The 13,677-nt window shown below is 65.5% G+C and carries 8 protein-coding genes; 4 read left to right on the top strand and 4 right to left on the bottom strand.

What is annotated here, in order from left to right; translation table 11 throughout:
- Nucleotides 1–56 precede the first annotated feature (56 nt).
- Nucleotides 57–983: a PPC domain-containing protein gene (locus KJ554_07615; protein MBU0742196.1), complete on the top strand. Its 927-nt coding sequence runs from the start codon at nt 57–59 to the stop codon at nt 981–983.
- Between the two features lie 91 nt (nt 984–1,074).
- Here KJ554_07615 and KJ554_07610 read toward each other — a convergent pair whose 3' ends face one another.
- Entirely contained in the window at nt 1,075–2,046 is a 972-nt protein-coding gene (locus KJ554_07610; GenBank protein MBU0742195.1) for a GDP-mannose 4,6-dehydratase, read from the bottom strand.
- Between the two features lie 352 nt (nt 2,047–2,398).
- Between KJ554_07610 and gmd the strand changes: the two genes are divergently transcribed.
- Together gmd and KJ554_07600 are read left to right on the top strand one after the other, a co-directional pair.
- A complete protein-coding gene (gene gmd, locus KJ554_07605) occupies nt 2,399–3,397 on the top strand; it encodes a GDP-mannose 4,6-dehydratase (GenBank protein MBU0742194.1) in 999 nt (332 codons plus the stop codon).
- Nucleotides 3,398–3,486: 89 nt separating this feature from the next.
- Complete coding sequence (locus KJ554_07600) at nt 3,487–4,656, top strand: glycosyltransferase (GenBank protein ID MBU0742193.1); 1,170 nt, start codon at nt 3,487–3,489, stop codon at nt 4,654–4,656.
- On the opposite strand, the gene KJ554_07595 is transcribed toward KJ554_07600, so the two are convergent.
- From KJ554_07595 to KJ554_07585, 3 genes are read right to left on the bottom strand one after another with little or no spacing between them, the layout of a single operon-like run.
- Nucleotides 4,628–5,812 (bottom strand): glycosyltransferase family 4 protein, encoded by a 1,185-nt coding sequence (locus tag KJ554_07595; GenBank protein ID MBU0742192.1) that lies wholly within the window; start codon nt 5,810–5,812, stop codon nt 4,628–4,630. The genes KJ554_07600 and KJ554_07595 overlap by 29 nt on opposite strands.
- Nucleotides 5,813–5,857: 45 nt before the next feature.
- Nucleotides 5,858–6,514: a hypothetical protein gene (locus KJ554_07590; GenBank protein MBU0742191.1), complete on the bottom strand. Its 657-nt coding sequence runs from the start codon at nt 6,512–6,514 to the stop codon at nt 5,858–5,860.
- Nucleotides 6,515–6,527: 13 nt separating this feature from the next.
- Nucleotides 6,528–11,657, bottom strand: coding sequence for a carboxypeptidase regulatory-like domain-containing protein (locus tag KJ554_07585; GenBank protein MBU0742190.1), 5,130 nt, complete (start codon nt 11,655–11,657; stop codon nt 6,528–6,530).
- 269 nt (nt 11,658–11,926) lie between these two features.
- On the opposite strand from KJ554_07585, the gene KJ554_07580 reads away from it, so the two are divergent.
- Nucleotides 11,927–13,549 carry a right-handed parallel beta-helix repeat-containing protein gene (locus KJ554_07580; GenBank protein MBU0742189.1) on the top strand — a complete coding sequence of 541 codons (1,623 nt, stop codon included), beginning with the start codon at nt 11,927–11,929 and terminating at the stop codon, nt 13,547–13,549.
- Nucleotides 13,550–13,677: the final 128 nt, after the last annotated feature.

Raw genomic sequence — 13,677 nt, 5'->3', positions numbered from 1 at the left:
TGCATCTTGAGTCGCACAGCGAACCTTGCACTCACATTTCCGAAGGAGGGACGCTTATGCGTACCATGCTAGTCGTTTTGATGGCGCTCTGCCTGATCAGCAGCATCGCCGTTGCCAAACCCCCCCTGGAGAAGCCTTTGGCGCAGTATTCACCCAACGGGCGCGCCGCCGAAGCCGAGCCCAACGATGACTACACGACGGCCAACACGCTGACCGTCGGCGACGACATGAACGCCGCCATCGATCCGGCCGGAGAAGTCGACTTCTTCGCGATCACCGTCGGGGCAGGCGATATCGTCGAGTTCGAGACCCACCCCGGCGACATCGGCGACACCAAGATGTATCTCTTCGATACCGACGGCACGACCCAGCTGGCCTACAACGACGATGTCGGGTATCCCAACTATTACTCGATCATCAACTACACCTTCACCGTGGCCGGCACCTACTTCGTCGAGATCACGGGCTACAGCGCCTCCTACTCGGGAACGTACATCCTGACCGCCACCCTGGATGAGCCGCCTCCGCCGCCGCCCGACAATGACGTCTGCACGGGCGCCATCGATCTGCAGGTGCAGGGTCTGTCTCAGTTCGACGTGGATCTCGCCGATGGCGGCTTCACAAACCAGGAGCCCATGGTTTACGGCGGCTGTACCGGTTACAGCGCCGACGGCCCCGACGCCTTCTACAAGATCTACCTGACCCTTGGCGAGACGTTCACCGTCACCGAAGACGGCGCATGCGACATGGCCATGTACCTGTTCACGGACTGCGCGGATCCCTTGACTTCCTGCGTGGCCGGCTCGGACAACTGCTGCAGCGGTGCCCAGGAACTGATCACCTATGTGGCCGCGGCCGAAGGCTGGTACTATCTGGGCGTGGACGCCTATTCTAGCGCGGGCTGCCTCGTGACCGTCACGATCGATGCTCCGGTCGGCAACGAGGACAGCGCCTGGGGCGCCGTGAAGAGCCTCTACCGCTAGTCTCCTCATGACTCGCGTCCCGGACGCGAACGACAGGGCCCGGAAGCTTCGGCTCCCGGGCCTTTCTTCTTTTGCAGGCGGTCGTGTGATACTACCAGGGTGCGCCGTACAGCTCGCGATGCCAGTCCACCAGCCGGCGCAGGCCGTCCTCCAGACCCACTGCCGGTTTGTAGCCCAGTTCGGTCTCGATGCGCGAGGTGTCGGCGACCATGCTCACCACGTCGCCGGGCCAGCTCTCCATGGTGTAGGTGATCTCGGGGCGCTCGATGCCCGTGGCCTTGATGATCAGGTCAACCAGGTCGCGGATGCTCACGGGACGGCCGCCGGCGATGTTGTAGACTTTGGCGCGCGCGTGCGTGTGGGCGGCCACGGTCAGCAGGGCCAGCACCGTGTCGGCGACGTAGTTGTAGTCGCGTTGCTGCTCGCCGGTCCCGATCACCTCGAGATGCTCCGGATCGCGGCGCAGCTTCTCCAGCAGATCGAACATCACGTACTTGCGCTGGCGCGGGCCGAATGTGTTGAAGATGCGCACGCGCCGGTGGTCGAGGTCGTAGCAGCGTGTGTAGGCGTCGATCATGAACTCGCCGGCCAGCTTGGTGCCGCCGTAGGGCGACTTGGGCACGAAGGGGTGGTTCTCGCCCATCCGGCCGTCCGCGGTCTGGGGCTCGCCGTAGACGGCGGCCGATGAGGCGAAGAGCAGCCGCCCGGCGCCTCCGGCTCGGACCGCCTCCAGCACGTTGAAGGTGGCGGCCAGGTTGCGCTCGAAGTCGTAGGCCGGATTCTGTGACGAACGGGGGACCGAGGCGTTCGCGCCCAGGTGGAAGACCACGTCGCAGCCCGGCACCAGCGCCTCCAGGATGGTCATGTCGTTGAGCGATCCCTCGCGGAACTCGATGCTGTCCATCGCGTTGTCCAGGTTCTTCAACAAGCCGTCGGACAGGTCGTCCAGGGCGCGGACCCGGCACCCGAGTGCGACGAGCCCGTCGGTCAGATGCGAGCCGATGAAGCCCGCGGCGCCGGTCACCAGGACGGTCTTGCCGGCGTAGAAGCGTCCGAGATCCATCTGCTGCGATCCGTTCGTCGGGGAAGATACGGGTCTCGTCGTGCGTGCCCACGAGGCCTGATGAGAGTGGATTATAGTGGCGGGTTGCGGCCGTGTCAAAACCGCGCCGCGCCTTTGTCTCGTGTCTTTTCCTGTCAACCGTGGCGGCCGGGCGCCGATATACCGACGGGATGCAGGCTCGGCGGCGAGCTTGCCAGATATCGGAGTCCTGGGTTATACTGCACCGCGGGTTGAGGCAATTGCTGCCCTGCGCCGGACGGAGGACATCCCGGGATCTTCAAGTCCCGGGAAATCCGTATTGTCCTGAAACAGCGCGATGACGATGAGCAGACGGGAAGAAAGGTCGGATAAGATGGCTACCAGCAACCCGCGGCGCGCGATGATCACCGGCATCACGGGCCAGGACGGCTCGTATCTAGCTGAACTCCTGCTCGAAGAGGGTTACGAGGTCTTCGGCATGGTCCGCCGGACCAGTACCGAGACCATCGAGCGGGTCAATCACATCAAGGAACGTCTGAACTTCGTCGCGGCCGACTTGACCGATCAGACATCGGTGATCGACGCCGTGAGCGAGGTCCGCCCGCATGAGATCTACAATCTCGCGGCGCAGTCCTTCGTGCCGACGTCCTGGAAACAGCCCATCTTCACCGGCGACGTCACGGCCCTCGGCGTGACGCGCGTACTGGAAGCGATCAAGATGGTGGACAAGTCCATCAAGGTCTACCAGGCCTCGTCCAGCGAGATGTTCGGTGCCGTCCGCGAGACGCCGCAGACCGAGTTGACGCCTCTGTATCCGCGCAGTCCCTACGGCGTGGCCAAGTGCTACGGCCACTACATCACGATCAACTACCGCGAAAGCTACAACATTTTTGCCGTATCGGGCATCCTCTTCAACCATGAGTCGCCGCGACGCGGCCTGGAGTTCGTGACCCGCAAGATCAGCGACGGCGTGGCACGCATCAAGCTGGGCTTGCAGGCCAAGCTGTACCTTGGCAATCTCGACGCCAAGCGCGACTGGGGCTACGCCGCGGACTATGTTCGCGCCATGTGGCTGATGCTGCAGCAGGACGAGCCCGAGGACTACGTCATCTCCAGTGGCGAGACCCACTCCGTGCGCGAGTTCTGCCAGATCGCCTTCTCGCACGTCGACCTGGAGTGGGAGAAACACGTCGAGGTCGATCCCAGGTTCTACCGGCCTGCAGAGGTCAACGTGTTGCTGGGCGACTGCAGCAAGGCGCGCGAGAATCTGGGCTGGGTCCCCTCGACCAGCTTCGCCGAACTGGTCCATCTGATGGTCGACGCCGATCTGGAACGGCTCGCATCTTCGACTCCCAGCAGCAGCCGGGTTTGAACGGTTTTTGACCCCGGCTTACGCCGCCAGTGGCACGTTGCCGCCAATGGAAGATGAATCGCCCGATGAGAATACTCTGGCTCTGCAGCATGTTCCCCTCGAGTTTTGACTGGCTTTCGGGTCCCTGGAACATCCGGGGGACTGTGGCGCTGCGGGATTGTACGGGACACGCTGTTCGTGTCGTCTGTCCGGTCGGCATGACGCCTCCGCCGGCCCTGCTCAGGCAGGGCGTGACCAAGCCCGGCGTCGTTCGCGAGTGGCTGCGCGAGCGTGGAGACTCCCCCCGGGCCGGAGAGGTGAGGGGTATACCGGTGACCTACCCCCGCTGGCGCTGGGGACCCAAGAAACTGCTATGGGGGTACGAAGGCTGGTTCATGTATCGGCAGCTCCGAAAACACCTGGCCGAGATCGTACGCGAATTCAAGCCAGATGTCGTGCATGCGCCCTGGATCTCGCCTGAAGGCGTATGCGCCTCCATGATGGGTCGCGAGCACGGCCTTCCCGTGGTCGTTCAAGGCATCGGTAACGACGCCAATGTCTATCTGCACGAGTTCCCGCACAGCGGCTACGTGATCAAGCATGTCCGCAGAGCCTCCGCGCTGCTGTTCAATTGTCGATCCACCCGGAATGCCGCAGCGGCGGCGGGGCTCACACATCCCAACACGCATATCATTTTCCACGGCGTAGAAACCGATCTCTTCGAGCCCGACGCAAACCGCACCGAATTCGGACACCGCATCATCACCGTGGCGCAGTTGTTGCCGCGAAAGAACCACCAGCTCCTGTTGCATGCCTTCACGCACCTGCCCGCAGACCTGCGGGACAGCTCTACGTTGTACTTCGTCGGAGGCGGTCCCCTGAAATCTTCCCTGGAAGATCTGGCCAAGGATCTCGGCATCGCCGATCGGGTCACTGTCGCCGGCCGTTTGCCTCACGAAGAAATGGTGCGCGAGATGCAGCAGTCGGACATTTTCTGCCTGCCCACCCTCTCGGAGGGCATGCCCGTGGCGACCATCGAGGCGATGTCCGTGGGACTGCCCGTCGTCGCGAGTCGGACCGATGGCCTGCCCGAGACCATCGCGGAACCCACCTGCGGCATACTGGTGCCGCCCGCCGATGTAAAGGCGTTGACCGATGCCCTCGTGGAGGCGCTACGCCGTCAGTGGGATCGTCGCGCCATACGTGAACACGTACTGAGCAACTACACCTGGGAACAGTTTGCCGATAAGATCACGGAACTGTACGAGAGCGTGCGGTGAGCGTTTCTTCGTATGCATCCTGGTAGGCGGAGACCATCCGCTCCAGTGAATACTCGGCACGGATGATTTCGCGGGACTTGGCACCCACCGTGCGCCGCCACTGGTCGTCCTTCACGACCTCGGCCACTTTCGCCGCCCACGTATCGATCAGATGATCCGGCAGATCGCCCCGCTGAGGTGGCGGCGCGTAGAGGCACATGTCGCGAAGTCCCGAGTTTGCGAGCAGACACGAGATCTGTTCGATGTTTGGGGCCACGAAGGCCGCCCCACTCGACATGGCTTCCATCACGTTCAATGGCAATCCTTCGTTGCGGGATGTTGAGACGAAGAGGTCTGCCGTGCCGAGTAAGGCGGGAATGTCGTTGCGGACGCCGAGCATCTCTACGCCTGTGGGCCCGTCGGCGATGAGATTTCGAACGTCTCTCTCGATGGGGCCGGTACCGCACATGAAGCCTCGCGCAGGCACTCCCATCTCGCGCAATCTCCATATCAGACGTACGAATCCCTCCGGCGCTTTCTGCTCGTTCATGCGCGCCACGTAAAGGAGAAGATGCTCATCCGCGGTCACGCCGAGTTCGCGGCGCTTTTTGCCAATCACCTCTGCGGGGATCGGGCAGTATCTCTCCGTGTCGATGCCGTTGACAAGAGTGACGACTTTCTCCGGCGCTATCCTCTCGACCTCGATGCAGTTCTCGCGCACGGCGTCGGAGACGGCGAAAACGAGGTCCGCCTTGCGGGACAAACGGGAGTAACGCCGGATCAGGGCCGCGGTCATGTCCTGGTAGACGAGATGACGTGTCCAGAATCGGTGGGGGATCCCGGCCAGGGCGCCGATCTCGACGGCCCAGGCGTCGGAGAGCCTGTTGTGGCCGTGAACGATGTCGAAGCGGCCTCTGCGGAAATAGAGGTACAAGCGAAGTATGGACAGGGGATTGTGGAAAGACGTGATGGCGAGATTATCGGTGGCGATCCCGGCGTCGAGGAAGCGCTGTTCCATGTCGGCATGACCCGAGCTCTGGATCGGTGCGAGCGGTGCTAGCACCCTGACCTCATATCGGCCCGGGTCTAGCTTGCGGGAGAGATCGAGCGCCACAGTCTCCGCGCCGCCGACCATGAAACGGTTGATGACCTGGCACACTCTGATCTTGCAGTTCATGAAAGAGTGATGCTCCCGTTCCTGCTGCTCATATCCGGTGGCGGACTAGCCGTCCATTGAATGGAAAAGGAAGGACCTTTCAGCCAGCAGCTCCCGGTTCCAGTAGACCCGCAGGGCGTACGCACCGGCGTCGCGCCCCTTCTCCGGTGCCACGTTGAGCCTGGAGTGCAGACTGAAGTCGGCGGTCGCGCCGGCGACGGGTTCCTCGTCCTGGCGGTAATGGAGGTCCTCCGCATTGAGCCAGGCGATCTCCGTGACGTACCCGTCGGGCGCGGGGGTGACGCGGACCTCGGCGAACATCCGGAACAGTTCCTTGCCTCCCGGCCTGATCCAGACCAGGTGCACCTGATGCACGCCGGCCCGCGCGCCGGTGAAATCGACGAACGCGTGAATGTAGCGGTCCCTCGTCTCGTAACCTTCCGCGAAGCTTTCGCCGATGTCCAGGCGCTTGCCGGTCTTGCTCCCGACCCGTCGGCACAGGACGATCTGGGCGTCGAAGACGGGCCCGGCCGCGGCGTCCGCGTCGGCTATCGAGACGCCACCGCGCACGCGAGCGACATCCTCTTGTCCACAGCCCGCCATACAGGCGAGCACGGCGGCTAGAAGCAGCAGTCTGATCATGGCCTTCTCGATCATTTCGCCGATCCGGTCGACAGTCGGCGGGGCGTGGTTGACGCAGTCGCGCAGTTCCGGGGAAACCACGCCCCGCCGCATGTCACTTGAGTAGCATCATCTTGCGGGTCTCCGGCCCATCCTCCGTCATCAGCCGGTAGAAGTACAGTCCGGATGCAACACGCGCTCCGTCGTCGTTCTCGCCGCGCCAGATGAAGGCGTGGGTGCCGGCTTCGTGCAGGCCGGCGGCCAGCGTCGCCACCTCTCGTCCCGCGACGTCGTACACCTTCAGGGTGATCGGCTGCTGCGACGGTAGGGCGAAACGGATCTCCGTGGCCGGGTTGAAGGGGTTGGGGTGATTCTGCGAGAGGACGGCGCGCGGCGGCAGGGCGCCGCCGCCCGCGCCAGTGGTCGCGTCCAGGGTGAAGGTGCCGTCCATGGCGTCGGCGTCCACGTTCAGGACCGCGTCGAAGCAGACGACCTTGATCAGGGCCTCGTCGCTGTCGGGCACTCCGGTCCACGCGGGGTCGTGCGGCGAGGTGAGCGCGCCGTCGGCGACCAGATACGGCCACGTGACGCCGCCGTCGGCCGAGTAGTAGATGAAGGTCGAGGTCACGCCGACGTTGTCCGCCGAGTCCCACGCGACAGCGGGTAAAAGGCCGCCGCTGTAGGCCGAGCCGGGCAGGGGGCCGGTCACGGTGACCAGCGGATCCTCCTCGTCCACCTGCGTCAGGTCGTTGTAGAGCAGGAAGTCGTCGACGCCGGCCTCGACCACCGAGCCGCCGGCGCCGCCGTCGGTCGCGACGAAGCGGAACTGCACCGTGGCGGTCGCCGACGCGAAGCCGGCCAGCGGGTAGGTGATCTGGAGCCAGCTGCGTTCGCTGGTCGGGGTGCGCTCGATGTCCGTCCAGCCGGAACCGTCATTGACCTGCACGACCCACTCGTCCTCGCCGGGGTTGTTGCCGGTGTCGTTGCTGTACCAGCGCCAGTAGCTGAAGGTCAGGCCGCTGTAGCCTTCGAGATCGAAGACCGGGCTCAGCAGGGTGGTGGCGCCGCCGTCGACATCGTCCACGCCTTGCTGGCCGGTCTCGGCGTTGCCGGTGACCCAGCACAGGACGCCGTCGGGCGGCGTGTGATCGTCCTCCGGCGTGACCGGCACCTCTCCTTCCCATACGCCGATGGGATCGACGCGGGTCCAGATGCCGGCGTAGGCGGTGTCGCCGGCGCCGCCGGCGGTCCAGCCGTCGGCCGTCTCCATGTCGGCTCCGTAGTAGAAGGAGTCGTCCACCCAGAAGTCGTACGAGTTCTCCAGGCCTCCCGCCGGCTCGGTGGTGAACTGCCCGAGCACGTCTGTGGCCGTGAAGAAGTACCTGACGCGGGTGTCGAGAGGCTGGCCCGGGATCTGGGCCTGATACACGCCGCCGCCCAGGTCGGTGGGCGTCAGCTTGGTCAGGCCGCCGCCGGCCGAGGTCAGGTAGTAGAAGTCGACGCCGGCCAATCCCGTGTAATCGGTGACCGTGGACGCGACTGTGTACGGGCCGCCGGTGTCGGACGTTCCCGTCAGGACCGTGGTGTCGTTGAAATCGGGACCGGCGATGTCGACCAGCGAGAAGTCGACGATCGTCGTGGCGTCCTCGACGATCACCACGTTGCGGGTCGTGTCGGGCGCGAAGCTCGGATGGATCGCGACGATGTCGAAAGTGCCGGGCGGCACGTTGCCCGCGTAGCTGCCCGCGGCCGAGGAGAGGAAGGTGCGGCCGCCGCCCAGGACCACGATCTCCGCGTCCTTGACCGGCGTTCCGCCGCCCGACGCGTTGGTCACCTCGCCCTCGAGCCGTCCGGTCGGTACGGCGGCGAAGGCCTGGTAGCGCAGCGCGCGGCCCGTCGCCAGGGGGGCCGCCGCGGCGGGGTACTGGTTCCAGTAGGTGTAGAGCAGGCCGTCCGTATGGTCGAGGTTCTGCAGCCCGACGGTGGCGTAGCCGTTGGTGGCGTCGACCTGGGAGACGGCGCTGTACATCATCTCGATGACGCCGTCGCCGGTGTCGGTCTGGTGGACCGCGGGGTCGTAGAGGATGATCTGGAAGGTCTCGTCGGAGCCGCCCTCGTCGTTGCGCATGCGGCTCCACTCCACGATCAGGCGGTTCTCGCCCGTGTCGTGCCACCAGAACACGCCGCCGGCGCCGGCGTCGTAGAGGTTGTCCCAGAAACCGCAGATCATGCCGTCGAGGGCCCCGGCCGTGGGCAGCGACCAGTTGCGGTAGGTCACCAGGGAGGTGGTGCCCATGGAGAGCCAGCCGTTGGAGCAGATGGAGATGCGGTCGAACGTCTCCCCGTAGAAGACGAAGTCGAAGGGGAGGACCAGGGTCGCCGTGTCGTCCTGTTCCCAGCCGAAATCGCTCAGGCCCAGATCCGCGCCCGAGCCGCCGAGGGTCGGGTCTATCTCGACCCAATCGTAGACCGGCGCGTAGGCGTACCCCGTGTCGGTGTCGTCGAAGGCGTAATAGCCGTATATGTCCGGACCGACCGGATCCGCCGAGGAGGCGGTGCCCACCTGGGCCTGGAACTCGATCGTGTCGCGCGCGCCCGCGTCGGTCTCGAGCGCGACGCTGAAGGTCGCCAGGTGGCCCAGGAAGCAGTCGGACGAGACCGTGATCTCGAACGGGTCGGCCGTGTTCTCGGAGACGGCGTTGATCGCCATCGGGCCGTAGGTGCCGTCGGCGTCGCCGAACGAGATCCAGGGGCTGCCGCTGATCAGGTGGGCCGTCGCGCCCGTGATGGCGGCGTTGCCTATGTTGCGCAGGTTCACCGAGAGGGAGCCGGTCTCGCCGGGATCCAGGTCGCCGCCGGCGCCCCCGTATGTGCGGCCGAGATACAGGAAGGAGCCGCCGGTGATCTCGATCTCCAGCAGGGAATGCCAGGTCTCGCCGCCGCTGGCCACCGCCAGGTCGATCTGGGCGAAGTGCTCGGCGGGCGCGTCCTGGGACAAGGATATCTCGAAAGCGGTGTCGCCCCAGTCGTCGGTGCCGGGACCGATGTCGCCGAAGCCGGTGCCGGGCACGTCGATGGTGACCCAGGGATCGCTGCTGCTGATCGTCGCGGTGACACTCGTGGCCGTGACCGAGCCGTGGTTGTGCAGCTGGACGGCGACCTGCACGTGCTCGCCTGGATTGAGCAGCCCGTCGCTGTTGCCCCAGACGGCGTCGTCGATGATGAAGGCCCCCAGCGCGACGAGATCCGTCGGCGCGCCGATCACGATGGTGCCGCGGTGCGGGATGTAGTTGTGCTTGACGGCGGTGATCAACAGGTCGCCGGCCGTGTAGCCCGACATGGGCAGATTGACCCGTCCCAGGGCGTCGGTCGTCGCGGAGAGACGTACTTCGCCGCTCTTGTAGAGGTTGACGCGTGCGCCGGCGACCGGCAGGCCGCTGCCCGTGTCGGTCACCACGGCGAACACGGAGTTGGCGCCGAGGTCCATGGTCGTGTCGTAGGTGACGGAGAACTCGCCGGGGAAGCCCGTCCAGATCTCGGTCGCGGCATCGCCGATCAGGTTGTTCCAGACCATCCAGATCTCTGTGCGCTGCGGCTCCGCCAGGTAGTAGTTGCTGTACATGGCGAGCTTGCCCCTGGTCGAAGCCGGGCCGACCCGGAAGTCGCCGCTGTTGTAGACCCCGTCGATCACCCCGGTGAACATGCAGTTGTTGTAGCGGGTGTGGGTGCCGATAGTCGCGGTGCCGATGCTGGCAACGCCGCCGCCGTTGGGGGCGCGCAGGAAGGCCTCCGACCGGCACATGTCGTCCTCGATGGAGCCCGTGTCGCAGGTCATCACCACGGCGAAGCTCAGCTCGCCGCCGTTGGTCAGGTTGTTGATGTAGCTGGCCTGCATGCCGCTCATGCCCAGCCAGCCGCGGTAGGTCATGAGCGAGGCGCCCTTGTTGTAGTTGGCCGTCATGGTCGACCAGCTGGGGTTCCAGAGGGAGTCGATCTCCGTGTACCGGTGGGCGAGCAGCTGGTCGCGCACCCACTGGTTGACGTAGATCGTGGTGATGCCGGAGGAGCTGGGATCGCCGACCAGGCTGCCGCGCGTGAACCAGCCCGGGTCCGCGCCGGTGGGCGGGACGGTCTCGTAGTTCACGATCTTGTTCACGACCTGCTGCAGGTTGTCCAGGTTGTCGTCGTCGAAGGACAGGCGCGCGAGATGGACGTCCGGCAGGATGTCGGCGCCCGCCAGCATCGTGTAGTAATGATCGCCCCGGCCGCTGTAGCCGCTTTCGGTCTCGGTGTACGTCGGGATGCCGTAGCTGCCGCCGATGTCGCCGACCAGGGTCACGAACTCCAGCGTGGGCTTCTCGTGGTCGTAGGCGTACTGGATGTAGTCCTTGATGGAGGTGGTCGTCGTGCCGGTCACGGCCGTGGTGGCCAGCAGGACGTTGTAACCCTGGCGCCGGCGCCAGTCGAGCAGCGGCGTCACGTGGGAGAGGACCGTGGCGTCGTCGCGGCAGATCAACAGATAGGTGCCGAGCTCGACGGGCAGGCTCTTGCCGGGATCGTCGAAGTTGAGGACGTTGGTTTCGTAGAAGCGGACGAACGATTCCGTTCTGGTCGAACTGCGCTTAGGAGCCGGCACGTCGGCGCCCGCGCCGTCGGTTGCGAAGGCGATCTCCACGATCATGCGCACGGCGACGGTCAGCTTGCCGGCGGCAGGGTCGTACTGCACCGGGTGGAACACGACCGGGGTGACGCGCAGGTCGCGCATGACGCCCGGCGCGCCGATCTCGGCGGTGGGCTGCAGGTGCGAGAGGTCCTGCTTGTAGTAGGCCTCGTCCACCTGGATGGCTTCGCCGTCCCGCGGCGGCACGGGCGCGAGCGGGTCGGTGTCATATACGCGCGTTTCCATGTCCACGACGCGTATCGCGACGCCGAGACCGTCGGGCACCTGGAGCAGGCGGCTGATCGCTGGCAGGGCCGGACGCCCCTGCGTGCCCTGATCGGCGGCGCCGGAAATGACGAGCCGGCTGAAGTCGCGTCCCCCGATCTCGACGCGCTCCGTCGCGAGACGGTTGAGGTCCATCTGCAGGATCACCAGATCACGGCCTTCCTGGAGGATCTTGACCTCGGCGTCGAGCGCGTTGCCCGGCTGGTCCAGTAATGCGGTCCGGGACGGCAGATATCCCAGGGCGGTCGTTGCGGCGAGCAGGATGAGCGTGAATGTGATTCCCGGGCGCAAACGCATCATGGCCTCCAGGGCGACGGTCGGTGATGGGGCGGGGGGTCCATCATGATCCAGATGATTGTATGGCGCCGAGCAGGTGGGCGACCGGCGTCCCGTATATTATACATCATTTACATTCCCGATGGAACCGGAAGGAGAGATTCATTATACTCAAACAAGGGTTTTCATGAGCATGGTCACGGACCAGTCGTTTGTGCTATAATCCCCTGACCAAACGACCCCCCGCCCCGGCCGCGTGCCGGCCCAGAATCCATACATGGGAGGATTACCTCATGTCGAGGGCTGTGAGCCTCTGCGTCCTGCTGTTGACGGTCCTGGCCGTCGCGTCCGCTTCTGCCGACGTGATCAACGTCCCCGGCGATTTCGACGAGATCCACGACGCCGTCCAGGCCGCCGCCGCGGGCGATGTCGTGGAGGTCGCCGCCGACACCTACTACGACTGCACCCACGAGACCGAAGGTCCCGGTACGGCGCCGGCCTGCGTGATCATGAAATCGGGGGTCACCCTGCGCGGCGCCGGCTCCGGCGCCACGATCATCGACGCCCAGGGCCTCGGGCGCGGCATCTTCGTGGAAAACGTGGCGGACTGCCGCATCGAGAACCTGCAGGTCCGCAACGCCTTCGCCGCGGCGTACGGCGCCGGCATCCTGCTGCGCCACGTCGGGCGCGACGTGGTGATCGCCGACGTGCTCGTCACCCTCTGCACCGACGGCGGCGTCATCTGCTACAACGAGGCGAGCCCCACCCTGATCCGCGTCGATTGCGTCGCCAACGAGGCCAAGCAGGGCGGCGGGCTGGCCATCGAGGAGAACAGCAGTCCCTGGGTCATCGATTGCACGATCGACGCCAACCAGGCGCCCAGCGGCGCCGGCGTCTTCATCCGCACCGGCAGCGATGCCTATCTGAGCGGCTGCACGATCACGAACAACGTGATCAACGCCGACTGGGGCCAGGGCGGCGGCCTCTTCATCGGCGATTCCGCACCGACGCTCGTCCGGTGCGACATCAGCGGCAACTCCACGCGGGGCAACGGCGGCGGCGTGGCCTATCAGCTCGGTGCGGGGGGGACCATGTCGGGCTGCACCATCACCGGCAATACCCTGGAACACGACTACATCTACGGCGGCGGTGTGGCGGTCGACTCCTCCGATCCCCTGATCGAGGGCTGCATCATCGCCGACAACCAGTGTGTCGACCCGCTGTCCGACGCCGCGGGCGTCCACACCATGTTCACTCCCGCGCCGACGCTGCGCAACTGCACCATCGCCGGCAACGAAGGCAGCGTATCCGGCGGCCTGGGTGGCGGCGTGTACGCCATGTTCGGCAGCGCGCCCGCGCTGGAGAAGTGCATCATCGCCTTCAACACCAACGGTCACGGGATCTACTGCGACGGAGCGACGCCAACGGTCTCCTGCTGCGACGTCTACGGCAACGACAGCGGCGACGCGGTCTGCGGCATCGACGGCGGCGGCAACTTCTCCGACGATCCCCTGTTCTGCGGCGCCGGCGACTATCTCCTGCAGACGGGCAGCACCTGCGCCACCGGCTGTGCCGGCGCCCTGGTCGGCGCCCTGCCCGCCGACTGCGGCGCCACCGGGGCGGAAGGGGCCCCGCGGATCTCCGCCCACCTCGTCGGCAACTACCCCAATCCTTTCAATCCCCGCACCACCATCGTCTTCAGGCTTGACGAGCCGGGTACCGCTGACGTACGGATATTCGACGTTGCCGGCAGGACTATGGCGACATTCACCTGGAGCGATCTCCCCGCCGGTCGCCACGAGGCCGTCTGGGACGGCCGCGCCACCGACGGCCAGCAGGCCGCCAGCGGCGTGTATTTCTACGAGCTGAACGCTCTGAACACCCAACAGTCGAGGCGGATGATCCTGATAAAATGAAACGGACTACGATTGCGCTCGCTCTCGGAGTCGGCATGATGACGGCGGCGGCCGCGGCCGCCGCCCCTGCCGGTCAGCGAGTGTCGGAAGCAGTACGCGCGGAAGTGAGCGACACCCGGACCTCGTTG

This window comes from bacterium (assembly GCA_018814885.1).
Taxonomy (GTDB): domain Bacteria; phylum Krumholzibacteriota; class Krumholzibacteriia; order LZORAL124-64-63; family LZORAL124-64-63; genus JAHIYU01.
The sequence above is the reverse complement of the archived record's forward strand: the minus strand, read 5'-3'. Positions and strand labels throughout refer to the sequence as shown.

Coding starts and splice junctions, on each gene's coding strand:
- KJ554_07595 (MBU0742192.1), bottom strand. CDS start 5,812: ATGAACTGCAAGATCAGAGTGTGCCAGGTCATCAACCGTTTCATGGTC.
- KJ554_07600 (MBU0742193.1), top strand. CDS start 3,487: ATGTTCCCCTCGAGTTTTGACTGGCTTTCGGGTCCCTGGAACATCCGG.
- KJ554_07610 (MBU0742195.1), bottom strand. CDS start 2,046: ATGGATCTCGGACGCTTCTACGCCGGCAAGACCGTCCTGGTGACCGGC.
- KJ554_07585 (MBU0742190.1), bottom strand. CDS start 11,657: ATGATGCGTTTGCGCCCGGGAATCACATTCACGCTCATCCTGCTCGCC.
- KJ554_07615 (MBU0742196.1), top strand. CDS start 57: ATGCGTACCATGCTAGTCGTTTTGATGGCGCTCTGCCTGATCAGCAGC.
- KJ554_07580 (MBU0742189.1), top strand. CDS start 11,927: ATGTCGAGGGCTGTGAGCCTCTGCGTCCTGCTGTTGACGGTCCTGGCC.
- gmd (MBU0742194.1), top strand. CDS start 2,399: ATGGCTACCAGCAACCCGCGGCGCGCGATGATCACCGGCATCACGGGC.